The sequence below is a fragment of the Microbulbifer sp. VAAF005 genome (genome assembly GCF_030012985.1).
GTDB lineage: Bacteria > Pseudomonadota > Gammaproteobacteria > Pseudomonadales > Cellvibrionaceae > Microbulbifer.
The window spans coordinates 4,562,150-4,587,508 of sequence record NZ_CP120233.1; the positions used below are offsets into that span (position 1 = coordinate 4,562,150).

At 43.7% G+C, this 25,359-nt stretch carries 23 protein-coding genes and 1 pseudogene; 4 read left to right on the plus strand and 20 right to left on the minus strand.

Going from position 1 to position 25,359, the window contains the following annotated elements:
- Nucleotides 1-76 precede the first annotated feature (76 nt).
- The 6 genes and pseudogenes from P0078_RS20485 to P0078_RS20515 all read right to left on the minus strand — a co-directional run bounded on the left by P0078_RS20485 (nt 77) and on the right by P0078_RS20515 (nt 9,984).
- The gene (locus P0078_RS20485) at nt 77-1,240 is read right to left on the minus strand and encodes an MFS transporter (RefSeq protein ID WP_282931744.1); all 1,164 of its coding nucleotides are present in this window, start codon (nt 1,238-1,240) and stop codon (nt 77-79) included.
- A 190-nt stretch (nt 1,241-1,430) separates the two neighbouring features.
- A complete protein-coding gene (locus tag P0078_RS20490) occupies nt 1,431-4,475 on the minus strand; it encodes a thrombospondin type 3 repeat-containing protein (protein ID WP_282931745.1) in 3,045 nt (1,014 codons plus the stop codon).
- Nucleotides 4,476-5,193: 718 nt separating this feature from the next.
- Nucleotides 5,194-5,652 carry a GNAT family N-acetyltransferase gene (locus P0078_RS20495; protein ID WP_282931746.1) on the minus strand — a complete coding sequence of 153 codons (459 nt, stop codon included), beginning with the start codon at nt 5,650-5,652 and terminating at the stop codon, nt 5,194-5,196.
- A 288-nt stretch (nt 5,653-5,940) separates the two neighbouring features.
- Nucleotides 5,941-7,002: a HupE/UreJ family protein gene (locus P0078_RS20500; protein WP_282931747.1), complete on the minus strand. Its 1,062-nt coding sequence runs from the start codon at nt 7,000-7,002 to the stop codon at nt 5,941-5,943.
- A complete protein-coding gene (locus P0078_RS20505; RefSeq protein ID WP_282931748.1) occupies nt 6,992-7,906 on the minus strand; it encodes a peptidylprolyl isomerase in 915 nt (304 codons plus the stop codon). Before P0078_RS20505 ends, P0078_RS20500 begins: the two co-directional genes overlap by 11 nt.
- A gap of 105 nt (nt 7,907-8,011) precedes the next feature.
- Nucleotides 8,012-9,984: pseudogene (locus P0078_RS20515) on the minus strand (DUF3604 domain-containing protein).
- A 121-nt stretch (nt 9,985-10,105) separates the two neighbouring features.
- Between P0078_RS20515 and P0078_RS20520 the strand changes: the two are divergent.
- The gene (locus P0078_RS20520; protein WP_282931750.1) at nt 10,106-11,149 is read left to right on the plus strand and encodes an AraC family transcriptional regulator; all 1,044 of its coding nucleotides are present in this window, start codon (nt 10,106-10,108) and stop codon (nt 11,147-11,149) included.
- A 169-nt stretch (nt 11,150-11,318) separates the two neighbouring features.
- On the opposite strand, the gene P0078_RS20525 is transcribed toward P0078_RS20520, so the two are convergent.
- A complete protein-coding gene (locus P0078_RS20525) occupies nt 11,319-11,729 on the minus strand; it encodes a DUF4288 domain-containing protein (protein WP_282931751.1) in 411 nt (136 codons plus the stop codon).
- 48 nt (nt 11,730-11,777) lie between these two features.
- Nucleotides 11,778-12,083 (minus strand): hypothetical protein, encoded by a 306-nt coding sequence (locus P0078_RS20530; RefSeq protein ID WP_282931752.1) that lies wholly within the window; start codon nt 12,081-12,083, stop codon nt 11,778-11,780.
- A gap of 1,431 nt (nt 12,084-13,514) precedes the next feature.
- On the opposite strand from P0078_RS20530, the gene csrA reads away from it, so the two are divergent.
- Nucleotides 13,515-13,703, plus strand: a complete 189-nt coding sequence (gene csrA, locus P0078_RS20535; protein ID WP_282931753.1) for a carbon storage regulator CsrA — start codon at nt 13,515-13,517, stop codon at nt 13,701-13,703.
- Nucleotides 13,704-14,004: 301 nt separating this feature from the next.
- Here the strand turns inward: csrA and P0078_RS20540 are convergent, their stop codons facing one another.
- Nucleotides 14,005-14,643 carry a glutathione S-transferase family protein gene (locus tag P0078_RS20540; protein ID WP_282931754.1) on the minus strand — a complete coding sequence of 213 codons (639 nt, stop codon included), beginning with the start codon at nt 14,641-14,643 and terminating at the stop codon, nt 14,005-14,007.
- 644 nt (nt 14,644-15,287) lie between these two features.
- Here P0078_RS20540 and P0078_RS20545 point away from each other — a divergent pair.
- Nucleotides 15,288-16,426 (plus strand): IS3 family transposase gene (locus P0078_RS20545; RefSeq protein ID WP_282930492.1). Its coding sequence is split into 2 segments (ribosomal slippage): nt 15,288-15,537 and nt 15,537-16,426, totalling 1,140 coding nucleotides; the frame shifts between segments, so codons are not numbered across the junction.
- Nucleotides 16,427-16,666: 240 nt separating this feature from the next.
- On the opposite strand, the gene P0078_RS20550 is transcribed toward P0078_RS20545, so the two are convergent.
- The 11 genes from P0078_RS20550 to P0078_RS20600 form a co-directional block, all read right to left on the minus strand.
- A complete protein-coding gene (locus P0078_RS20550) occupies nt 16,667-17,437 on the minus strand; it encodes an alpha/beta hydrolase (RefSeq protein WP_282931755.1) in 771 nt (256 codons plus the stop codon).
- A gap of 806 nt (nt 17,438-18,243) precedes the next feature.
- Nucleotides 18,244-18,549: a hypothetical protein gene (locus P0078_RS20555; RefSeq protein WP_282931756.1), complete on the minus strand. Its 306-nt coding sequence runs from the start codon at nt 18,547-18,549 to the stop codon at nt 18,244-18,246.
- The gene (locus tag P0078_RS20560) at nt 18,546-19,010 is read right to left on the minus strand and encodes a hypothetical protein (protein ID WP_282931757.1); all 465 of its coding nucleotides are present in this window, start codon (nt 19,008-19,010) and stop codon (nt 18,546-18,548) included. The genes P0078_RS20555 and P0078_RS20560 overlap by 4 nt, the downstream gene beginning before the upstream one ends.
- A 537-nt stretch (nt 19,011-19,547) precedes the next feature.
- A complete protein-coding gene (locus P0078_RS20565) occupies nt 19,548-19,793 on the minus strand; it encodes a VF530 family protein (RefSeq protein ID WP_282931758.1) in 246 nt (81 codons plus the stop codon).
- A gap of 127 nt (nt 19,794-19,920) precedes the next feature.
- Nucleotides 19,921-20,247, minus strand: a complete 327-nt coding sequence (locus P0078_RS20570; RefSeq protein WP_282931759.1) for a hypothetical protein — start codon at nt 20,245-20,247, stop codon at nt 19,921-19,923.
- 110 nt (nt 20,248-20,357) lie between these two features.
- A complete protein-coding gene (locus tag P0078_RS20575) occupies nt 20,358-20,693 on the minus strand; it encodes a hypothetical protein (RefSeq protein WP_282931760.1) in 336 nt (111 codons plus the stop codon).
- 93 nt (nt 20,694-20,786) lie between these two features.
- Nucleotides 20,787-21,167 (minus strand): hypothetical protein, encoded by a 381-nt coding sequence (locus P0078_RS20580; protein WP_282931761.1) that lies wholly within the window; start codon nt 21,165-21,167, stop codon nt 20,787-20,789.
- 88 nt (nt 21,168-21,255) lie between these two features.
- The gene (locus P0078_RS20585; protein ID WP_282931762.1) at nt 21,256-21,687 is read right to left on the minus strand and encodes an MAPEG family protein; all 432 of its coding nucleotides are present in this window, start codon (nt 21,685-21,687) and stop codon (nt 21,256-21,258) included.
- 117 nt (nt 21,688-21,804) lie between these two features.
- Nucleotides 21,805-22,218 (minus strand): hypothetical protein, encoded by a 414-nt coding sequence (locus P0078_RS20590; protein WP_282931763.1) that lies wholly within the window; start codon nt 22,216-22,218, stop codon nt 21,805-21,807.
- 99 nt (nt 22,219-22,317) lie between these two features.
- Nucleotides 22,318-22,689, minus strand: coding sequence for a VOC family protein (locus P0078_RS20595; protein ID WP_282931764.1), 372 nt, complete (start codon nt 22,687-22,689; stop codon nt 22,318-22,320).
- 152 nt (nt 22,690-22,841) lie between these two features.
- Nucleotides 22,842-23,165 carry a hypothetical protein gene (locus P0078_RS20600; RefSeq protein ID WP_282931765.1) on the minus strand — a complete coding sequence of 108 codons (324 nt, stop codon included), beginning with the start codon at nt 23,163-23,165 and terminating at the stop codon, nt 22,842-22,844.
- Between the two features lie 1,787 nt (nt 23,166-24,952).
- Here P0078_RS20600 and P0078_RS20605 point away from each other — a divergent pair.
- The gene (locus P0078_RS20605) at nt 24,953-25,348 is read left to right on the plus strand and encodes a hypothetical protein (protein WP_282931766.1); all 396 of its coding nucleotides are present in this window, start codon (nt 24,953-24,955) and stop codon (nt 25,346-25,348) included.
- Nucleotides 25,349-25,359 lie beyond the last annotated feature (11 nt).

Genomic DNA, 25,359 nt, shown 5'->3' on the forward strand with positions numbered 1-25,359 from the left:
TGTATTCTTGTTATTGGTGGGAGAATAGCGTGTTGCTTGCTCAATAAGTATGCTATCCAAAGCTATATAGCTCTGATTAGAACCTCTTTTGTCTTAGCGCCATGGCTAATATCAGGAGAAGTAAAAATGAGAATGTCATTGATATGGGAACGAATTTCACTGATGGGATTTCCAGGTAGCCCTGGAAAAAACTGTAAATTGCGGAAGTAAAGGCAAAAGAAAAGGTGAGTAGTGCAGATGCCATACCGTGCCCACCTTTAATTTCTGCCATGGCGAAACTGCTGGATAGCGGGTTTAGAAATCCTACAACAAAACAACATAGATAAAGTGAACCTAGCAAGAAAGTTAGAGTGGAGTGGTACTCCAGGTAGATAACAGCAGCTACTGGTATTAGTAGGGTTATCAAAATCCTCACTATTGGTAGTTTGTTGTAATTAACCAATATCCTAAATGTGAGTATGCCCAGTATATAGGTGGCGCTCAATCCAGTAACCGCGAGGTTTAATTGCATATAGGAGAGCGTGGCGCTGTACTTTAAGATTCCATGAATATTACCGATAATTGTCTGCATAATCAGTGCATAGCCAACCCCTGTTGATAACATATTTAATATGCAGCTTTTTGTTGTTAGACAGCGCTTCCATATATTTAAGACTGATTTAATCGTTGAAAGGGGCTGTCGATCTTTTCTGAGCGCAAGCTGTGAGTAGATCAGCATTGCCACCTCAATAGCTATCATTATGTAATAGGCGTATCGCCAATTAATGGGTATAAGAGTGTGGGCGAGTATTGTTGCTAAAATAGGGGCAACAATAATAGTTAGCGAAATAAATGAGGTCCGTTTCTTTACCGCTTCAGAAGAGCTGGCGTGTCGCAACATCACCGATCGCCCTATAGAGGAATAGCACCCAGTCCCGCCACCTATCAGGATGCATCCCAGGTAAAAAGTAGAAAGGCTATGTGTATTGGCGACAGTGAAAAGTCCAGCAATCGACATAATCTGAGCATATTTCAAAATGCGACCAGCACTAAAAATATCCGAGAACATGCTAAGAACAATGGCGGAGGCAGAAAACATCAGGTACAGAGTACTTATCGCCAAATGAATCTGGCTCGTCTTAACCTCCAGGCTGGAGGCAATGGTGTCGCTTAAAGGCATAGATAACATCAGCGTCATGTAGCTGACAGTTGCCAGGCCATAGGAGAGATAGTGAAAGTTCGGTTCAGTGAGCTTATTCAAAGGATTGATAGAAGTTTTGAGTTGTTTTTTCTCGTGGCTACCGGAAACTAATGTAGCTTAAGGCTGGTAGCGGTAGGTGATTTATAAGTAGTTAGGATTGGGGTTGTCGAACTTTTCTATGTGCTCCTCTAGCAAATAAATCCCCATAAAAAAGCCCCGGCAAGCCGGGGCTTTTAACCTCATATTTTAGTTATGGTTGGCCGATTGGCGCTGCGCAGGCGAGATAGACATCCAATTGATTATTGGTGAAGCTCAACCCTTCCAGTGTCAATCTCACTTGATCAAAGTCACTATTGGTGGTGGCCAGCAGTAAGCGGTGGTTATGTGCACCGTTGACTTTGAATGGGGCCAGACGATATCCACTAGTGGACTCCCCTGTAGCTACTCCATCCAGGTAAGTGCTGATTGTGATGGTGTTCAGGTAGATGATATCCAGCAGTGGTGTGGTGTGCTCTACCAGGAAACCGACCACATGGCGTCCCTCTTTAACCGAGTGGTGGTTGATTTGAATATGGGTAGAGCCACCTGCACCGCTGACAACTTCCATTCTGGCAGCATCCGATAGGACGCCGTTAAATACCCTTTCTACTGCAGTAATAGAACATCCATCGCAGGGCTGTTCGATACCGTAGCTCAGGTCTGCATCTACACCGTTAACGATCTCCAGGTCTTCAAACGCTGCACAGGATAGTCCTGATTCGAGGTCGCAGGCATCGCCGATACCATCGTTATCAGAATCTTCCTGCCCGGGATTGTGAGTCTGGGGGCAGTTGTCGGAGTCATTTTCTACTCCGTCGCCATCCATGTCTGAGTCGCAAGCATCTCCCTCTCCATCACCATCAGTATCGGTTTGGTTTGGATTTGGAATCGCGGGGCAGTTGTCGACGGTATCATCAAGGCCGTCATCGTCGCGGTCGTTATCGCAGAGGTCTCCGGCACCGTCGTTATCGCCGTCTTCTTGCCCTGGATTCGGAATCATTGGGCAGTTGTCGACGTCATCATTAACGCCATCACCATCCAGGTCTTCGTCACAGGCATCCCCAATACCGTCACCGTCAGTATCGGTTTGGTCGTTTGGCGTTAGTGGACAGTTGTCATCGGTGTTGTCTATGCCATCGCCATCAGCATCGCTATCACACTCATCGCCGACACCGTCGCCATCCGTGTCCGTTTGATTCGGGTTGGGAATGGCTGGGCAATTGTCTTCACCATCGTCGTGGCCATCGTTGTCGGTATCATTGTCATCGTCGCAAACGTCACCGATGCCGTCACCGTCCTGATCGGCTTGATCATCATTTGGAATAGCCGGGCAATTGTCGGAAGTGTCCGGGACAGTGTCACCATCCCGGTCGCTGTCACAGACATCACCAACGCCATCCTGATCGATATCCGACTGATCGCTGTTGGCAGTATCCGGGCAGTTATCGTAGGCGTTATCTACGCCGTCGTTATCGTTGTCGCCATCGCAGGCATCGCCGATTCCGTCGTTATCACTGTCTTCCTGTAGTGTATTGCTGACATAGGGGCAGTTATCGTCGTCATTGAAGATACCGTCTCCATCAAGGTCTGGATCGCAGGCGTCACCGACTGAATCCCCGTCGGTATCTGTTTGATCACTATTGGATGCCGTGGGGCAGTTATCGGCTGTGTCATCGACGCCGTCGTTGTCGTCGTCGCTATCACAGATATCGCCGCTGCCATCCCCGTCACTATCGAGTTGGTCTGAGTTGGGTATTGATGGGCAATTGTCGGCATCGTTATCGGTGCCGTCTCCATCCAGGTCTTCGTCGCATGCATCCCCGACACCATCTCCATCCTGATCGATTTGATCGGTGTTGGGGACGAGTACACAGTTGTCAACGCTGTCAGGTACCTGATCGCCGTCGACATCGGTGTTGTCATCGCAGGCATCTCCGTAACCGTCACCATCTGTATCTGTTTGATCTGCGTTGGGTACCAGCGGGCAGTTGTCATTTTCATTTTCAACGCCGTCATCATCGCGATCGCTGTCGCAGGCATCGCCGGTGCCGTCGCCGTCGGTATCGGTTTGATCATCGTTGGCAACGGCCGGACAGTTGTCATTACTATCGTCTATACCATCGCCGTCATCGTCGCTGTCACAGCTATCGCCTTGCCCATCACCATCGATATCGCTTTGGTCTGAATTGGCGGTAGCAGGGCAGTTGTCATCGTCGTTTTCAATACCGTCACCATCCTGGTCGCTATCACAGGCATCGCCGACACCGTCTTCGTCGATATCACTTTGGTCGCTATTGCCATGGCTGGGGCAGTTGTCATTCTCATCATCGACAGAGTCATTGTCGTCGTCGCTATCACAGGCGTCGCCAATGCCATCTCCGTCGTTATCGTCTTGGCTTGGGTTGTGGGTGGATGGGCAGTTGTCATCTTCGTTATCGATGCCGTCACTGTCCGCATCGTCATCGCAGGCATCGCCTATACCATCGCCATCCTGGTCGGTTTGTGAGGAGTTGGCTGCGGTTGGGCAGTTGTCGTCTTGATCGTCTACGCCATCACCGTCGTCATCGCTGTCACAGGCATCGCCAATGCCGTCTCCGTCAAGGTCGGCTTGGTCTGGGTTGGATGCGGCTGGGCAGTTATCCTGGCCATCGTCGTGGCCGTCATTGTCAGTATCGCTATCTTCGTCACAGGCGTCGCCGATGCCGTCATTGTCCTGATCTGATTGGTCTGGGTTGGCTACATCCGGACAGTTATCCAAGCTGTCGGTGTAGTTGTCCCCGTCGCGGTCGTTGTCGCATACATCCCCGACGCCGTCGCCATCGATATCACCCTGCTCACTATTTGAATCAGCAGGGCAGTTGTCAGAATCGTTGGGGACGTTGTCGCCATCCAGATCGCTGTCACAGGCATTGCCTATGCCGTCGCTATCACTGTCGGCTTGGTCCGAATTCGGGGTTTGTGGGCAGTTGTCTGAAATGTCTGGGTGGGAGTCGCCATCGTCATCAGTATCACAGGCATCACCGCTGCCGTCGCCATCTAAATCATCCTGGTCTGAATTACTAACAGCCGGACAATTGTCATTATCATCATCGATACCGTCACCATCTGAATCTGTGACGCCAGGGGGCGGGAGCAAGTCATCGGCGGCATCGCCCCGGCCTCCATCAGAACCGCAGGCACTTAAAAGTACCAATGAAAATAGTATCGCAATAAGCGAAGGTAGACGCATGGTCATAATCTCCCGAACAAAATCCATTTTTGTTATCTGTCGGACAAGCGCGGTAGACCTATAAAAAATACGCCTGCAATAATTATTTATTCTGGCGCACTTAGACTCCGGCTTATTTTTAGATAGGTGTCCTTATTTGGGTTGTACGTATTTCTAATACTAAAGTTATGGCGCACAACCGTTTATGAGTGTGATAACTATGCGTTCTTTCTCACTAAAAGTGTGATGAATGGCGAAATTTTGGCGGGATAATTTATGGGTGATAAAGCATGTAATTAGTAAAGCTAAATTCACGCCATTAAAAATACGGGAATAGATAATTTGACAGTTTGTTGTGCTGGTGGACTTGACTCTTTGTGGAGTGGAAACAGCATCTGAGTCTGATTAAGCCGCTGCAAAGGTAGGGCTTATCCCACCATTTTTAATTGGGCAGTGGCTGAAGGCGATAAGGGAAGTTCATCTTGTGGTGAATCTTAGGAGGGGCAGGGGAGACAGGAAGTTATTCCCTGTGTTTACGGGGTTTTTATTAAATTTATCGTTAAATTTGTTTTAAGTATGCTCGCCAGAAGCGTAGAAGGTTGGATTTTTGTGGAGTTTACTTTTCCTAATTGATCATAACATTTATAGCTATGTCTTTAATCCGAAATATGTCGGCTAAGTTATTCGGTAAGAGCGCTCTGTGAAGTCGCGCAATGTAAGTCAGGTGAGCATAAGGCATCACCTGGATTTGTGGGTTGTGGGCTTTCTATTTAAGGTTAAACTTCATTTCCATAAGTGATGGTTTGAATCCGACTTTTTCATAGGCTTTTATCGCTGAGCTATTTTGAGAGTAAACGTCAAGGTAGAAATCTTGAACTCCATTCTGTTTTCCCCATGCAATTAATTTCTCTATTAGCTTTGAGTTAATGCCCTTTCCTCGGTGCGCTGGTGATACATACATAAAACCTAGATAAGCATGCCGCTCATGATCAAGAGATATCTTTGAATTCCGTATCTGGGCATATCCAGTTCCAATAATCTCATCTTCGGTTTCAGCTACCAAAAGATATGAGTCATCAGATAGTATCAAATTCTCTATATCATAATAGAATGCTGATTCAGCTTTAATGGATGAGTTGTATGGCCTTTCGGCTTCGATAACGCATTGTTCAAATTTAAGTAAATCAGGAAGGTCTTCTATAAGTGCTTTTCTAAAATTTAACATCTTTATTTTCAGTGATGATAGGTTTGAAACTGAAAGCTGCTTCAGCTTGATAAGGGCCTGTATCTGACCACTACTGTGAGCCGTTATCTGTGTGATTGCGTGAGAATAGCAGATTATACTAAAAAGGGAGAAGGAAATGATACACCGGGATCGGGACCCTATGGGGTATGGACGCCGATTAGAAGTTTACAGAGATATATTCACAGCGTGTCTCGAGTGAAGAGTATTCTTTCCTTCCACCCCAGTAGTAAGTCTTGAAGCAGCTTTTGCAATTCAAGCTTTGCTTGTTTAGGAAATTAGCCCCAGAGTCCTGTCAATGGCCCAATACCCGCTGGTTATTCCAACTGGATAAATAGCGTATTTTGATCGTGTCAGAAGTTGGTTATACAAAGTTGTAATTTTCCACTTCGAGAATATCCACTGAACTGTAGATGATAAGAAAGTCAAAACCAATACAAATAATATCTGCCCCAGTTCTACACCTATATTAAAGCTAAATAACGCGGTGATTTTATGGCTGTGAGGAAGGCCTAATTCCGCTAGCGCACTGGCAAACCCAAACCCGTGAAGTAATCCAAAGCCACTGGCAACAATCGCAGGGTAGCGTCGGGTTAAACTCGTTTTACTCTGTCCATTATGCGCGTATACAATTTCTGCGGCTAACAGCATAATACTCAATGGGATCAACACTTCAACAACATCTACTCTTATGGTGAATAAGTCCAAACTTGCGAGCCCTAGAGTGAGAGAGTGGCCTACTGTAAATCCACTAATCGCTATTAAAATGCCTCTAAAGTTTCTGGCGATAAAGACTAAACATAATACGAATAGTAAGTGATCATAGCCCTCTAATATATGTAAGAAACCTGCATCAATATATTGATGGACACAATCCCAAATAGTTAGGCGGGAAGGCAAATTTATCTCTAAGACCTTGGGGCCATTAAAGAGATTAATAGTGTCACCGTCTGATTTTTCAAAATGAATTAAGCTCGATAAAGCTGGATTGGCAATCGGGTATGTGATTTTTATTGTTAGGGGATTATATAGCCTTGTAAAATTATTTGGGTGGGGGTTCCTGCATAGGTAACTCTTCACGTTGGGTCCGGCAGGCCCTGTTATCTCTGGTTGTATTTGGCAGAGTTCGCCCTTTAAGTGTATCTCAGGTTCAGTACCTGGCTGCATGATAGGCGGGATTTTCCATCGAAGGATATATCTGCTTTCCGTGACTTCTTTTAACTCAATGTATATCGGTCTTCCGTCATGAGCGAAACTAAAATTGCTAGTTGTTGTAAGTAACAATAAGAATAGAATGGCTTTGATGATCTTGTAGGGATTTTTAGTTGGCATAGGTGATGTCCATAGGTACATATGGTATCGAGGCATCCCTCTCTATTCTGTATCCTGCCAACAGCTCTTGTATCCTAAGTTGTCTGTTTTCCTCCATTTTTTCCCGTCGATAATCCTCAAGCACTAAAGGGGAGGCTTCTCTAAAGTTAGGTAGGCGGCTTGTCTTGTTTTCACTAACCAAAATCAGATGTAGACCATACGAAGATTCAAACGGACCGGACCAGGTGTTCAAGGGTAGCTGAAAGATGCTTTCTGCCAAGTTATCTCCAAAATGGCTGGCTACTAGACGGGGAGTACGATCTACATAGTTCCGATGAAAGATGAATCTGTCTCCGTAGCGGGCGGACTCCTCAAATGGAACTGACTGCTTTATTAAGTGGTTCAAGCTCTGTTTAACAGTCTTCTCTAACTTGTCCTTAGGATGACGTCTAAAATCAAAGAAAACATGAGTGAAGGTAATGGATGCTTCAATTCGATATTTTTCGTGATGAAGCTGGAAGTAGTTTTCCAAGTCTTCTTCACTAATGTCAGTGTTACTGGAAAAGCCACCATTTACATAGTCCAGCTTTTGAATAAGGCGCCGTCGTATAATCTGATCATGCCTCTGTAGGCCTAGATTAAGGGCTTCTCGGTAAAGTACTTCTTCTTTAATGTAATCATTAATCAGGTTGGACTTTTCTGGCTGAGTCAAGCCCTCCCAGTAACGCCGTGCAAAACTCTGATTAAATGTTTTTTTCTGGAATTGAAGGTGCTCAATTAGTTTATCCTCGCTTATATACAGAGTGTCTTCTCGGTAGGTTCCACTTTCTTGGATAAACAACTCTGCGACAACGAACAGCAATAAAGCGATAATAGAAAAATGTACAAGAGGTTCCCTTTTCAGAATCTCTAATTTCCGCTGCATGAAGCTTCCTCCATTGAAACCTGCAGAGAGTATTGATATCAGTATGCAAGCTACTTTTTTAGATATGCTATTTGCTTGCTGTAGCGTCGAGGTATCCTATCGGTATCAGGGGGTATACCAAATTGGGGATGTATAAGCGCGCTCCTGGATAACAGCGGGTCCTTCAGAGGGTATCTGAATATTTCCGTTGTTAATTTCTTTTACGGCCACTGCATCGTAAAGTGAATGGCGAGGAGTAGGGATTTGTAATACCCGAACATAGTAAAATGCTCTTTCGTTCACATTAAAGCTTGGATCCTGCCACAAGGTCGATAACTCAATAGAACCAATATTGTTAGTGTATTGCCCTGTTTCTCGACTAACGGTATCACCCACTGGCTTTAACTGACCTTGGTTATTAAGAGTGCGTTCCCCAGACCAAGCAACATTAATTACTTTCTCATGACTTTTTCCCGTTGCGTCTAACCAAGATTTTACCACCTGAACTCGATCCAGATTTGCTCCTTTAGGATCTTTTGTCGCGCGTATAAGTAGCTGAATTGGTTGGTCAGTTCCTTGTGGTTTGACTAAATCCCCCCCATAGGTACTCCATGGGAATAACCTAGTTCAGCAATGTTTTCAGCATCTATAGCGTCTTTAGGAAAATTCCAACCAGCAAAGACGCGCACCTGAATTCGAGGGCCTGTAGTGGCATATACTTCACGGCGTTTAAATGCAGCGAAAAGGCTTTCTCTGGTATTTTCTTCTGCCCAAGCGGCGGCGAGTCCAGAAGCAGACATGTTCCAACCTGTAGCCTTGGTTCCGCCAATGACAGTGTTAGTTCGTTTGCTGCTTGGTACTGAGTCATGAGCAAACTTGCCCCAAAAGTTGTTCTCCTCAGCAGTTGACATGCCCGTATGTGAATCTGTGGACCCTACAAACCCCAGCTTATAAGGGTTTACACCAATTTTTTTCTGTATTTCCAGCCCAGAGCGCAAGGCAGACCGGACGAAGTCACCTTTGGCAACACGGTACGACTCTGGGTCAGCTTGTAGGTAAAATGGATAATTCTCAAAGTCGGCAAAAGGATCGTCCGGGGAAAGCGTTGAATGGGTTTCTGAGTCCCCCTTAATTTGCGTTATTTCAACCAGGGGCTCCCAGCGCATGCGTGTACGTGCATACTGGGTATCAATTGGCTCACCACGCAGAGTGGTTTCTGCAAACATATAGCCTTTGGATACATTGGAGTTGTGGGGAATCGCAATGAATTCACTGCCAGTTCGTTTAGATGTCTCATCTAACCAGTGCCACAAATCTTCTGGGTACTGGCTCTGATCAGCCCCAAAAGGAAGATACTGCTTAGCTTTATCCGCCCCATCAGGGGAGACCACAACCCGGTGTAAGTTGGCCCCTGTTGGGGTTGAGCTCCATTCCCAGCCAATAAAACTGGTAAAGGTGCCTGGGTTGTTATGGCGCTCTGCAGCATCGACTATTGCGCTCCATGCACTTGTCCGGGTTTTATCCAAATCACCAAGAACCGGCTCTGGGAACTTGTTAGCCGGGTCCTGGACAGGGTCGGTGGGAGCTACTGTGCCGAGAGCCTTAGCGGGCAGTAACTCATTGAAAATATCCATACCTTCATTCATAGATACTTTATATCGGATATGCTGCTTGGCAAACCAGCGCATCATCGACTGGTATAAGGACATATCGCTGTCTAGCTCATCTGTCTTATTCACCACTGCCCTCATAACACCCAGCCCTTCAGCGTGATCTGAAACCACGAGAAAATCCAACGGAGTGTCTATACGTACTTTTGCATGAGTGTAGGGGTGAATAACCGGCTGCCCCTTGGCCCACCGATAAGCGGTGTCCGGAGTTGCCGAATAATTTTGGCTTAAGAAGGCATCGAATGAGTAGGAGGTATGAAGGTGCATATCTCCCCAGAAAACCTGAGTGGGCTCACTAGCAGCAACACTTAGGTGAGTGATGGATAATGTAACCCCTACCAGACGTGCTATTCTTTTTATGGGATTTTTCATATTTCCAATTGCCAACGTCGGCTGGCTATCTTTTTGGTGACTAGATCCTCTTAACATGTCAGGATCGTTAGGATAATCTTGGTAAATAAAGAAGTGCTTGATTAGATGCTAATCATTTGGCTTTTTGGTTTCTTTGCAAATAAAGCCAATCTCTTGACCAATTAGGACACATTTGTAGATGGCTGAGTATGGACACACGACCATTGCAACTTGGGTATTACCTATTATTGAGGCCCTAAAACCATTCTGTTCTACCCAAGAAATTTTGCAGCGTGCAGAAATTGACCCTAAATGCATAGTGGATGCGAACCAGAGAATCCCTTTAGAGAATATGAAAAAACTATGGGGGCTCGCTGAATCTATATCAGGTGATGATTGTATCGGCCTGCAAGTCACTAAGTATGTGAATCATACAAATCTTTATGCCTTGAGTTATGCCCACTTGGCCAGTAGCTCCATCAGGGAGAGCTTACTAAGATCTGCTCGATTCTCAGAAGTGGTTACCACCGCTATGCGAATCAATGTTCATGATGAACAGCAGCAAGTAGTAGTATCCTGGGAAAAGGTTGACAATTTTCCATATGATCCAAGTATTCACGCTATAGATGCCTTTATGGCTTTGCTAATAAAGTCCATCAGAAAGATATGCCCTGATGTGCATCGTCATTTGATTTCTATTAATCTGGAGAGGCCCAGACCTATCACTCTTGAGCGGCATCAATTGATGTATAAGTGCCCAATTAACTTTTCGGCGGACACTTGTGAGATTAGATTTAAACAAGAGTTTGTTGATCGAAAGCTCTCTTCGGGAAACGATGAGCTGGTCAGGGTCAACGAGCAAGCCCTAATTGGTTACTTGGAGCGTTTGCAGAAGAATGACATAGTTAGCATAACCAGTAGAGTGCTTGTTGATCTGATGGCTACAGGTAATTTTTCACAAGAGGTCGTGGCCAAGGAGCTTGGTATTAGTTGCCGTGGTTTGCATAGAAAACTAAAAGAAAGAGGTTTCAGTTATCAGACTGTGCTAGATGAAATACGCCAGTATCAGGCTGTGCAGTACCTTAAGCAAAACGATACCCCGATCACGTCAATCGCCTACAAACTTGGATTCGGTGATACCAGTAGTTTTTCCAGAAGCTTTAAAAAATGGACTGGGCAATCTCCGCGAGAGTTTCGGACTAAGCATAGTAGAGATACCTCAACAGAAATCTGTATAGATTAAGAGCGACTTTATTTATCAATAAAGGATTCGATTTGTTTGCATTAATTACTCCTAGGGCTATTGGATATTACATACCACCCAGCTACATTTGGTTGGACTATTCTATAGTTATCGAGAGAAAAGAGGGGAAGTCTAGTCTTTAAAGGGGCTGATAAAGTACTTGAATTTCTCATTCGGTATCATCAAATGCCTCAAGCTCTTCCTTGCTTCGAACCCAAGACTTAACTCTGCCAACTGTAATCCCATTATCATCGTCAAACAGGATTTCAGTGCCTTCAGGATCAAGTTCATCATAGATGGGAATAAGACTGCTTAGTCCCTCAAAAATCCAGCGACCTCTACGCCCTTTATCATTTGTCCAGTCACTTTTGTCTTCGATGCCGGACTTCCCGTACTGAATGGCCTTCTGGTAAGCTTGCTCTCTATCATCAGCTCTTAGTATCACAACATTTGAGAATGCCCGGCAGCGCCGACGCATATTGTCGAGTTCCTCATCATCAAATTGAAACCTCTCTATAATTGTTGCGACCCACCAGCCGTAGGGGCTCTTATTTCTGTCAGGGATTCTCTGGTTACTCATTTTAACTGCCTTGTACTCGCCAGTGATGGGGAAGCTAATAATCTCTTATTATGCATTAATTCCCCCGCTTGCAGTCATGTAAAACAGGAATAAAGCAGCGGCGAGATATAGGGGTACACGAATAATACCTGCAACTCTGTTTGGGCCCCACTCATCTTTATCTATGGCTGCCTTGAACTCATTTAGAGTGAAGTAACAAAATGCGCAGCCAAGTAAAAAGGAGCCTGCCCGAGTATTGAAAATGGACAGATTTAGCATCTCAGGATTCAAAAACCGGATAGCCAGCAAGCCAAGCATTGCCAGTAGGGTGGTGAGGATAATAATTTCATTAATTCCAAGTGCCTTCTTGTTCATAAAATACGATGTTCCAATTAGTGCGGGCTAACAACTAAGGCAACTTGCCAGTGATGGGCTTTTCTTTGGGGACTTACCGGTTTGTTAAACTAGTGCATGTCCTCGCAAGCTTGTATGGTTGCTCTCATCCGAACTTGATCTTAACGCCTCCACCGCGAGGGGATAGGTAGGGCCCCACCTTTGGAGCCAATTTTAGACCAAACAAAGGATCAATTGCAGCCTAATTCCCACACTAACCAACACACTTGGAGGTAGTAATGGGAGCTAGCAGTGGACAGGCGTACCCTACACAGACAAGCCGGGGATTCCATAGGAATTTATATCGGCTCGCTGCATCTGGATGAGCGGCACCAGAGTTGGTGTACTCAAGTGATAAAAACGCTAGCCGCTAACTGTTGTGCTACACCTCAATTACTCCACAATCTCATCCCTAGCGAGTTCAATCGTGGTGTGGAGAGGGCTCTTCAGTAGGCGCTGTAGTGGTGATATTAATTTCTTGGCATCAAGCACGGAGGTGAAAGTACGGATTACCTTTCCCTGTTTTGTATGTTGGCTATGAAGGCACGATTAACGGGTTCGATACACGTATATTTCGATTGGACTTCACTTTCTGAGATACCCTAAGAACATTTAGAATTTACAGTTTCACCCTTTGAGTGAAGTAAATTTTTAGGGGGTGTCGCATCAAAAAGTCCAATCCCTAAAGGGTATAAAAATAACGCCATTACTATTCCTAATAGGATGGTTACCTAAAATCCTCAGCAACATATTAAAAAACCTAAGCAATTTTGCCTGTAAGCAGAAAGGCGCTTGTGGTAAGTGACAGCATTGATAATCTTTTCTTCTGAGTTCCTTGGTGTGAGCTTAATAAAAGCACCAGGCTAAATGATTTGTTTTGTAAATAACTCAGATTATTCAAAGCGTAAAGTTAAAAAATATAGGCACAAAAATAATCTTATTGGATTTTATTAAGTTTGTTTTAGTGTCAAAGCTGCGTAAAATCAATAGATGATTATTGGTATTTTGGTCGGCGTCGATCCGCCTCTTAAAACGCCAGCTACCAAAGAAATTTAACCGAGTCAATATTTTTCTAAAATCAGCCTGTCAAAGGGGAGCGGTATTGTGACGTAAAAGCAAGTAAAAGGCGCTGACCCGAGGTGCTCGAACACCAGGGGCCAGCTAACCAAATTGATAAGCAGACTATCAAAATGGCTATATGGATCATACGCTAGAAACCCGCTCGTCTTCAATAAACTGGAGAGTATTGAGCAGTTTGGAGAGGTTCTCCAAGCTCTGGGAGCGTAGTGCCCGCCTTTTCTTCTTCTATGCCTACCGTTCTCGTGCACCACCTCATATTTCCTCAAAAAATTACTTACAAAGCCTTCCATTAAGGGTGGCCTACAAATGGTTTGAGTCTTAGAGGAAACAAAAATGTTGATCTTAAAGCGCCGGACGGGTCAAAACTTAAGGATTGGAGCAAATATCTCAATTACCGTACTGGAAGTTAAGGGTAATCAAGTGAAGATAGGCATACTTGCTCCCAAATCCCTGCCTGTTCACCGTGAAGAAATATATATACGTGTACAAAAGGAGCGGGCACTTGGAAGAGGAGATCGTTGATAGCCCCGCTGTTGCTACGGATGTCCCAAAGCATCCATGTCAAAACCATGGTGAGGTAGCGGTTTTGATATAGGGTGCCTTTGCTAGCGAACCCTAATTGCTGGATGTAATCACTGGGTTAGTGTTGAACTCACCTACCAATATGCAATAGGTGTCCAATTTATGGGCGCTCAAGATTGTTCTAATTCAAATGAATCCCTACTCAACACTATCGTTGAGTAGAGATTCATTGCGGACCCGCACGATGGGTGTTATGGGTACAGGTAGCTAAAAACTACCGGCTACCTGATTTATAAAAAACTTACTCATAATCTGTAAGGCTTAATCCTTCTTTCTTGCAAACACTTACAACTGAATCACGCAGAGCTAGTTTTCGGAGATAGCGTGCTAAATTTTTAAACGATAAGGGAGGCCTCTTAAATTCATCTGACCAAACTGATAGCATGAATAAGAAAAAATCACAGGCGCTAATAGATCCTCCAACTAAATAATCTTTACCCTCAAGCTCGTTATCAAGTAATTTCAGCATTTCTGTAATTCTTATTTCTTGAGCCTGAGTTATATTCTTAACGCCTCTTTCATCTGTAGTATGCTTTTGAGGATAAAAGTAGACCATCAATTCAGCTTGAACTGTATTAGTTAAATACATCATCCATTGAAAGAACAAAGCTCGATCAGGGGAGCCTATTTCAGGTATTAAGTTTGAGGATGGATTTGTTTCCGATAAATGAATGCAAATCGCAGCACTTTCAAATATTGGTTGTCCATTATCAATTAGTGTTGGAATTCTTCCAGATGGATTTAAGGCTAAATAATCCTGAGATTTTTGAGCATTACTTTTCCTATCTACTGTAATTAATTCGAAATCAGCTTTTAGCTCTTCAAGGATAAAGTGAGGAGCCATACTGGCATTTAAAGGATAATAATACAGATGGTACAACGAACTCTCCTTTCTAGGTTTGCTAAACGGCAGCCGGAACACAGTGTGGGCTGTCCGGTGGAGGGCGTGCCCTTCGCGGCAGGAACGAATTTCAGCAACTTGGTACGCCCAGCATGGGCGTGAACTAATGGGGTGAAAGTCCCCTGTAGGAAGATCACCATTTCATGGGGTCCATTAAATGCTAACTACTAACGAATGGCAACTACAACACAGTGAGGTCTTGTGGGGAGGAGTCCGCTAGCAAAACTGCGCGATGACGAACAGAAACATCTTAGAAGGCTTAGCCGAGTGATCTAACGGGTAGAGTCAATGATACAGTTGTGTAGTGAAAGTTCACGTTCTTATTGTCTAACTTGCTTCTGTGGAGCTGTCAACATGGCAACTGATTCAAAAATAGGCCAAGCCCGCTAGCGACCATCGCGGGGATAGAGAAAAGTGGTGGAACACGGCAGTGCTGCGGTCAGTAATGGCCAAGGTGATTAAACAGAAGTCAGAAGATGGCATAGTAGCTAAGTGCCAAGATCAATATCTTGGACACGGTGAAGGACTGAACCTAAATCCAAGAGTTAAAAGACAGGGCTTGTAGTGGTCTAATCCTTCCGGACACTTCGTTAAGATGGTAAAACTACCTAGCGAGGTGAAGTATGACAACAAAAGGTACACGCCGGAAATTCAAGCCGGAGTTCAAGAAAGACGCCGTAGCTCTTGTCTCAGAACAAGGGTATTCGATTTCCAAGGCCGCAGAGGCTGTAGGAACCACTGCTAACAATCTGCGACGCTGGATAAAGGAGCTGGAGCAGGAAGAGAACGGAGTAAGGTTGGATTCGGGCGAACGAGCTGAACTGGATCAACTGCGACGTGAAGTAAAGCAATTGCGGATGGAGAAGGAAATCCTAAAAAAGGCCAGCGCCTTCTTTGCGAAAGAAATGAAATAAAGTACGAATTTATTAAAAAGCAGCAAGGTAGCTTTCCAGTTAGAGTGCTCTGCCGAGTAATGCAAGTAAATAAGAGCAGCTATTACGAATGGTGTCGTCGTAGTGATAGCCCAATAGATGGCCAGATTTGGCAACTATGCCATCGATTGAAGGCCTTATTTGCAGAATCTCGTGAGAGTCTCGGAAGCCGTCGGTTAATGAAGCTGTTGCGCAAAGAAGGCTTTGAAATTGGGCGTTATCGAGTCCGCAAACTCATGAAAAAGCTCGGCTTGGTAGTAAAACAGAAGAAGCGATTTACACTAACCACAAATAGCAAGCACCAACTGCCAGTTGCTGAGAATCTTCTAAATAGGGATTTCTCACCGAGTGCTAAAAATCAAGTTTGGACTACGGATATTACCTACATCTGGACTTTGCAGGGTTGGTTATACCTAGCAGTGGTAATTGATCTTTATTCACGCCGGATTGTTGGCTGGCACTTAGACCGCCAGATGGAGACGGCCCTGGCAAGTCGTGCACTGGTTATGGCTATCAATTTGCGCACCCCAACAAAAGGTCTGCTGCATCACTCTGATCGAGGTAGCCAGTATGCCAGCCATAGCTACCAAGCGCTACTAAAGCAGCATGGAATGGTGTGCTCAATGAGCCGCAAGGGAAATTGTTGGGACAATGCACCTACTGAGCGTTTTTTTAGTAGCCTGAAGCGGGAATGGTTAACAGGAAACCTCTATCCGACAAGGGAGGGTGCGATAACAGACGTGAGGGCCTATATTGCGTATTACAATTCACGCAGAATACATACAACACTGGGGGACGTAACCCCTATCGAATTTGAAAAATGTGCTTAGGAAAGTGTCCGGTTGGAGTTGACCACAACAGCTAGCCTACCGATAGGTTTCCAGTCGGATAAGTTGAGGTGGCGCACTGCCATGACACTCAACTCACATGAAGAGCTACTCGACGCTGTCATTGGGTAAAGATTCATTACGGATAGGGAACCGCCCATTGCGGACCCGCACGATGGGTGGTGTGGGGGCCGGTAGCTAAAAACTACCGGCTACCCGATTTAACCGCGTGCCACAAAATATTTAAATATTATTTGTATCGTTTACGGTTTCTTCAAGCATCTCTGAAAATTCTTTGGGCTTGGCCCGATAAATCACATGATCGCCACTAAATGTACGAATTGTCCATTTTCGCTCTACTGCCCGATGCCAAGAAGGATCTTTAGCTCTATCGGCTTTCGACACCCCCTCAGGAATAAAAGCTACATAAGTGACATTGAGTTTTTTTGCCAGAGGATTCTTATACGATACAGGTTCCGTAAGTGTTTTTAATGGCTGCGTAACATCTCGTGGAAATTCGGAATTAACATCGATCCATGAGAAGTGAACTTGACCATTTACCACTTTATGTTCCTCTGGTATTGGCTGCCCCTCCATCATTGACATGCCATCCTCAGGTACTTTCGCGTCTAAAAATGTAACATGATGAATTCGCTCTGGAATACGATCGATAACTCCGGTGATTACCATGCCACCATAGCTATGACCTACAAGTACCACATTTTTCAACTTTTCAAAAATAATCAGGTTAACGATATCGTTGATATGTGTGGTTAAGTTAACATCAGGAGTGGAAAGGTGATGCCTTTCACCTAACCCCGTCAGTGTTGGCCTGTAGACGGTATGACCTTTAGCGCTAAGGTGTTTACCAACCTCCTTCCAGTCCCACCCCCCGCCTGTAGCACCATGAACCAAAACAAAGGTGTGATAATCTTTTTTTGTATCAACTTCTTCAGCAACAGTTTCAAATGTCGCAAATATTAAGAATATTACTAATGAGAATATAGTTTTCAATGAAATTCCTCTTTTTGTATTCTTGATTTTCCACCTACAGGTAAAATTGCTAATAAAGCAGTTAATGCCTCAAACTGCAGCGCGAAGCGTCCGACACCTTGACCTGGTACGCCCGCCCAGCATGGGCGTGAACTAATGGGGTGAAAGCCCCTTATAGGAAGATCACCATTTAATGGGCTTCATTAAATGCTAACTACTAGCGAATGGCAACTGCAACACCGTGACTTTTGTGGGAAGGAAGCCGCTAGTAAGACTACGGACTGAAGAATATAAGTATCCTATAAGGCTTAGCCTGGAGGGGAGGTGGCCAAGGACACCGAAGCATTGTGATCTAATGTGTAGAGTAAATGATGCAGTTGTTTGGTGAAGTTCACGTTCTTATCTAGAGAGATCTGTTAAGCCTGCTGCTGTGAAGCTGTCAGTGTGGCCGCTAGTTCAAAAGTAGACCCAACCCGCTAGCCACCTTCGAGGGTATAGACAAAAAGCAGTGAAACACAGCAGCTCCTCAATCAGCATTGACCACGATGATTAAATAGAAGTTAGCTGACGGCATAGTAGCTAAGTGCCAAGATTAATACCTTGGACAGAGTTAAGGCCTGAACCTAAACTCTACGAGTTGAAAGAGTGGGCTAGCCTTCCAGTCGGATAAAGTTGAGGTAGGATACCGCCATTATGCTTAGCTCAAATGAAGAGCTGCTCGACACTATCGTTGGGTAGAGATTCATTACGGATAGGGAACCACTCATTGCGGACCCGCATGATGGGTGGTGTGGGAACCGGTAGCAAAAAGCTACCGGTTATCCGATTTAAGATTGGTCCGTAGCTCTTTCCCATTCATCTGCATAGCCACTTGAGCGTAGATATGAACGTAGGGAGTTCATTATGTATTCGTTCCAAGCCTCAAGATCTTTATGGCCACAAACTAATCTTTCTTCCTCTATATCCTCTACAGATAAGTCAACCATAGACCAGAAGAATTTTGCTAAATGAAACGCCTCGTCTCTATCAGAAACCATACCTTTAGAAATTATAAGGCTTGTTTTTTGATCGTCGAGGACGTTTGCGTAGTGAAGAATAATATCTTTTTCTTCTTCGAACCTATATTTGATCATAGAGCGTCTTGTGCCTCCCTAATAACCGACATTCTGTCAGCAAGCCAAATGAGCTTTTGATGTAATTGGGCTGTGGTCATTTTTCGAGTGACCGTCAAGAAATAATGCTGTTTATCCCTCTCGTCAGCGATAAATTCAAGTCCTTCTGGTAAATCACATTTTTCTATTACCCAAAATACATCGACTGGGCTACCTTTGGCATGTTTCTTTTTTAGTTTGTACTGATCCTTTAAGTGCTGCCAATGAGCCGAAAACGATAGCCCCATTTGAGAATGCGGTATAACCCATTGCTTACACTGTGAAAAAAGGTAATCTTTCTCTCGAATATTGTTGTATGTTTTACCTTGTTTATCATCCATATACAGAGTCGGATGCTCACCTCTTTGTGTTGGTCGTGCAAAAAAAGCATCATAACTTTTAATGTACTCTCGAATATCTTGAATTATCCGAAACTGTTCCATATTCACATTCCATGTCTAAAATCTTAACGTTGCCAGCACACGCAGTGTGCGATCGTACCTGTGTTTGGTACGCTCAGCATAGGTGTGGACTAATCGGGTAATAGCCTCCCTGTATGAGGGTCACCATTATATGGGTTTCATTAAATGCTAACTACTAGCGAATGGCAACTGCAACACCGTGAGGTCTTGTGGGGAGGGAGCCGCTAGCAAAACTACGAGCTGACGAACAGAAACATCATATAAGGCTTAGCCTGGAGGGGAGGCGGCCAAGGACACCGAAGCTGCGTGATCTAACGGGTAGGGTAAGTAATGCAGTTGTTTAGTGAAAGTTTACGTTCTTATCTGGGGAGATCTGTTTAACTTGCTGCCGTGAAGCTGTCAGCGTGGCCGCTGATTCATAAATAGGACCAGCTAGCCGCTATTGCGGATTGGCACGATGGGTAGCGTGGGAGCTGGTAGCTAAAACTACCGGCTACCCGATTTATGCGCCTGTCCCTGCCTTGTCACAGCGACATCTATGTAGTGACCAAATAGTGCTTATTTACGATTAGCCCACGGAGAGTTATTTTCAAAAGTTGAGATATACAGATCCTCGACTTTATCTCGTGCCCACTGGGTTTTGCGTAAAAACTTGAGCGAAGACTTAATTGATGGGTCGCTCTTAAAGCAATTGATATTGATCCTGTCTGCCAAACCATCCCAGCCATAATGCTCCTGCAAACGTGTAACAACTTTCTCAAGAGTAATACCGTGTAGCGGATTATTTGGTTGATCTTTACTCATTTTTCAATTAATACTCTATGTTAAATGACGTATAATGCCGTGAATATGGTCTGATGAAGTTGGCGCGTAATCGCAAATAAAATTAGGTGACAGGCTTGCCGGCCCTTTCCCTAAACTTGCTATGTGTTTAAAGCCCTTTAATAATTATAATTGATATACTAATAAATGTGGATATAAGTAATATAGTGATACATTGTTTGAATCTTTGATTACTTCGTTTTGTTAACTTTTGAGTAAAGGTGGTATCTGTTTCGATAGCATTTTTTAATAGAATATTTGAGCTAGATTGCAATAGTTCACCTATCTTTTCAGCTTCCTCTGGGCTCATTTCAGTCTTCGATGATATTTCAGATATCCTCTGGTGAATCGATGAGAGCTCATTGTATTCAGCCTTGTTGATTTTACCTGACTGAAATAACTCTTCCTGCTTTTCTCTCAGTGTAGTTACATCCACAATTCTTCCTTACACATAACGCCTTGCACCGGCACCGCTTTGTGCTAGCGTAGCGTACAGCACAAAGCGAACGGAGTATAGGTGGTGGGATGCAGCAACTTGTTAAAAGCTTACTGGGACCAGTAACCCAATATATGGTATTTGCCAGACTCTTCAGGTTTTAAACGAATGCCGAGAGCTCTAAAGCCAGGGCAGATAATAAGAGCATGATTGCTAGCGCTACCAGCACCTATTGGTTGTTTGGCATCACCTTCGAGAATGTTGAGGGTGCATAACGAGCTAATGCTTCGCCGCTTGTTGAATTCTGACTGTGTGCTGTTTCCGACGTGAACGAAGCTATCTGTATTCCCTGATTCTAATAGAGATCTGACCGCTATTGAAACTGCCTGATATGATAAGGCACTAGAAGATAGGGCAGTCAAAATTAATGCTGCGATTATTTTCATAACTTTTAACGCCTTATACACAGGCGAGTGGAACGACGTGTAGCGAGTCCATCCCGCATCCTTTGTGGGCGATTGTGCCACAATTTGTAAGTACTACTTAACAGCATTGATCTGAACTACCGTGACATTAGCAATGCGACCACCGCGCCACCAAGTCCCTTTTGTACCAATCTTAAGCCTTTTATGGTGATACTCACGGCGCTCTTCACTTAATATCCACATACTGGCAAAGCCTTCATTAGGAATATTACCTGGAGTAGTATCTCTTATGACTCTGCCATTTTCATCAAGAATCTCTGGCCAGATCATGTGTATACCTTCAACTTGCGGATCATCCCCGTCATAAAGAAAATCCACTCTCATTCCTTGTCCCGGCTTGGCATTTTTATTCTCTTCAGATAAGTCTATCTTGTACTTGACTACAAAATCCGGATTTCTTCCAGATCTTTCTTCATAAGGTATATGTACTTTCATATACGGTGCTAACACGAAGTTGTGGGGCGCCGTAGGCGTCCCTGGCAGTTTGCTGCCGAACGCCGACGTCTTGTTATGCCCACTGGTTTTATTGCATGAATGTGATTCGCACAGCGTTCACTGTTAAGGCTAATAATGGAATGTTTGATAGAGCAAATATTAAAAACCTGATTTCAATTTTGTTAAAAGTTACTTGCACAATACTATGAATTACTCGAATACCGACATATGTCCATGCCAGAATAAAATTTATGCCATCTCCTGCGCCAAGGACTGCAAGTGATATTGCCAAAGCATAGAAAATAGTTGGTTGCTCCATGAGATGATTATAATTATCAGCTTTCCAACGAACATGGGGAGGCAGGGTTGACATTTGCTCTCCGCGAGGAGCATTCGGATCAAGCTTTAATTTAGCTTTCTTCACTGCAGGCAATCGTGTTGCGTACATCCACAACCACATAACCATTGACCAACATATCAAGGCAATTACAGGCTGAATTATTTGGGCACTTTCAATCATTCGTTGATTCCTTTTTATTATTTACTGATGTTAGAGAGCTGAACAGAGCATAATGACCATAACAGGAGCAGCTGGAGCGTTGGTCGTCCCGTGTAAGGCTGCAGGCCCAACGCCAAGCTAAGCAGCGCCGTTTACGACCTCTTTGCTTGAGCACCTGGCTAGCCTTCTAAGATGGAAATCAGCACCATAGTAGAAAAGTGGTGGTGCTAGAAAACCAGATAGTAAAATATACCAAAACGGTACTTCACGAGCAGGAAAGAGAGCTAATACTAATATTATTAAAGAGACGATAATCGGATTAAGTAATTTGCCTTTTCGGGATATTTTGGAGATTATAAAGCCTGACCAGAGATAGCTAAAGGCACATGCAAAAACCAAGATAACAAGCTCTTCGGTAGTGTATGGAGCATTGTATGGTTGAGAGCCAAACAGCATAATTTTAATAAATGTCGAGATTACGGCGATAACGAAAACACCGAGTAGCCCAAGAAATCCACCGACGAAAATTCCTTTTAAATCTATATTTTTCATAAAACTCCTATAGGAAGCTAGCAACCATATAAAAGGCGGAGCGTCAACTACGTTAGGCGCAACGTGGTGGAGCGACTTTTAATGTGCTTTGTATGTGTTTTACTCATTAATTACACAAAACCCATTACCAAAAGGATCTGAGAAATATGCAATAGTACCCCAGTCACCTCTTTCTCCGCCTTCATGCTTTCCGCCTAGTTTAACAATTCGCTTAACTATTTCATCTACGTTTTCAGCTAGAAAGTCAATATGAACGGGGGTCCAATGACGAGAATAATTTCGCTCAACTGTCTCGGTGGGGACTGCTACTGATCTAGCCCCTTTCTCTTGTAGATAAATATCACAGTTCTCTACTGAAATCACTGACATTCCACCTTGATCTCTTAGTTTTTTACAACCAAGAGCTTCTATATAAAAATTCTCAGCTTGTTTAATATTAGAAACATCAATACTTACAGAGAGCTTTATCAAAATATATCCTCTTTTATTGATTTATGAGAAATGACGGCCACAACAGTGGCGACCAATACTGGCTACGTTTTGTACAAAAATGGGAGCGCAGCGACCTGCACATAACTGCTTGTGCTTGCTAGACTGATGCACTCTAAACGGATCAGAAGAAGTTACGTCTCTACTTTAAATAAAACTGGAATTCTATGCAGCCCTTCACTTGGATTTGGCAGCCATGTAGATAGGTAATAATTTGAATGCTTTGCCAAGCATTTTGCATAAGCGCGTAATTCTTTAGGATTAATGTCCTCTGGTTTAGCATCAATCAATCTTCCATTCTTCGCAATAGTGAGAACCATTACAAAGCTGCCTTCAATATTTCCCTCTCCTAAATACTCCACATGAGGCGTGCAAAAACCGATCGAAGTAGCTGCCGCAGTGGAGATCTCTGTTAAGAGGATAGCCAGAAACATTACTTTAAATATATTGTGAATCATCAAATAAGTCCAACGCCTTGCTAATGAGCAGCCGAAGTAACGCGCAGGCTATCCTGTGGAGGCCGCGCTTTTCGCGGTCGGAACGAAATTGAGTAACTTGTTATCATCTTTTACCACGTAACTTTGCCCTTAACGCTCGTACACCTACAGGCTTTAAAGCACAGTACTTTGCAAACAGTAACTCGCCCAGAAATGGGACTAAGCTCAGTACTATACCGAACACAACCCAACTCTTACTGGCCAAACCCAATATAATAGCCAGTATTGGAATAATGGCGCCTATAAATGCGAGTACCCATTTTGACAACGAAGTGTACTCGTACTGAAAGAAGCACTTTTCACAGTGCATGCGGTTTGAAAAAGACAGCATTCTGACTTTTACCGCTTGCTTTCCACATTGTGGGCACTTTCTTATCATGGCTTACAACGCCAAGCTTCGTGACTGCTGTGAAGCGGATGCGTATCAGTGGCTCCAGCCACGGTAGTGCCGAACAAGAGTGCTTTGCTATGCATTTTCCGGTCAATCAGAAAAAAATCCCCATTCAATATCTGCTGCATTTAGGTAAAAACTCCAATTACCTCTCGGCAGTCTTTTGGAAGCAAAGCCAATAATAGGCAATGGATATTCAAGCAAGTCTTCTCCATTAGTTAAATCCTGCTCATATCGTTCTTGAATATTAGCAATTTTAAAGGATTTTCATTCTTTATGATTATATGCAGGAGAAATAGTGATAATCGAGGTTTTGCCGTTTTTTTTATCACGATACAAGATTATGAGCTACATTACCTCCTAATGCAAATTCTTCGATTTTTGATAGCACTAACGTGTTGCTCAGTTGCGGCCTGAATGGAGCTTGTATTGTGCTAATGTTTTCTAGCACAATACAAACGGAGTGTAGGATGTCAATTGTAGTAATTCGTTATGGCATTTTTGATGGATGGGGGAATTGGAATTCTAACTTAGCTAAATGCATGTTTGTGCGAATTTTCTGAATATCTGTTCCCAAGTGATTTCCAGGATTGTAAGGAATATAAATTCTCTTTGTATTTGTGAAGAATGTCAGATTGGCGGAATGTAGATGGCATTATGGCGCCATTGCAGATTTAATATACGCCTCAAGATACTTATCTCCGGCCGTATATCTCTATTTAACAAAAATTCAACTATTAAGTAAAAATATCTTTGAATTACTAGGTTAGAGAAAAAACTGCAATCTATCTGTTTTGTGGAGGTGGTCTTGAGGCGCTTATTCCTGGTGGTTGTGGATCATTTATTTTTTAAAACTCTTTGAAATTCAATAAATATTTTGTAGAGCGTTAGCGTCCAAGGATAAATGCCTTAAGGCATTTAGCTTGTGGGAGGGGTAATACTTAAGTGTCAATCTTGGCTGAAAAATTCAAATCTAAGTGTTATAAGCTGTAATTAAATGGCTGCAGATTTTCTTTGCGTTTTCATGACTATCGACATTGAATTTAGAATAGTGTTTACTAGATTCTCCATAGGCGATTTCAGATAAATTTTAAAGTGAAGGGCCAGGCTCTCTCAGTTACCGCCTATGGTTTAAATGTTTTTTTGTAGTATTTTTAATTAATAGGTTTATTTAAACGTCAATTGCTTTTAATCTCCTGTCAGTATCTATAAGTAAAAACTGATCGGGAAAGCTGTAGTGTTTGGCGCTTAAATTACCTTTTATCTTAAAAAATTTTCCGCAGTATTAAGAAGGCTTTTTGTTAAAAAATGGGCAGGCCTGTGCCTGTATATATCACAAATATTAATGGGAACTAACATGGCTACAAACACTTACATCTATAAATCCTACGCAGATGGTGAGTCAGACAGCGATACTTTGTGGGGGCAGGTACAAAATAGCCTTAATAGCTTAAGCCAGAATGGTCGCGATTCGGTAAAAATCGCAAGTTCAAACGAACATGGCGGCAATTGCCGGAGTGTCATTATTTACACAGACGACGCGGCACCCGCTGGCTCAGTTGATACATTGTCACAGACTTGGAATTACGAAACCTTCAACGATTCAGACGGATATAGCACAATGTATCAAAATGCCGTCAATTTTCTGAATGAAACCCTTAATTCCGTACAGGCATACTACTCACGACTGTCTATGATCGACGCCAAGAGTCACTCAGCACACCTCGTTGTTTGGTACCGGGAAGGTGCATAAACAGTATTATT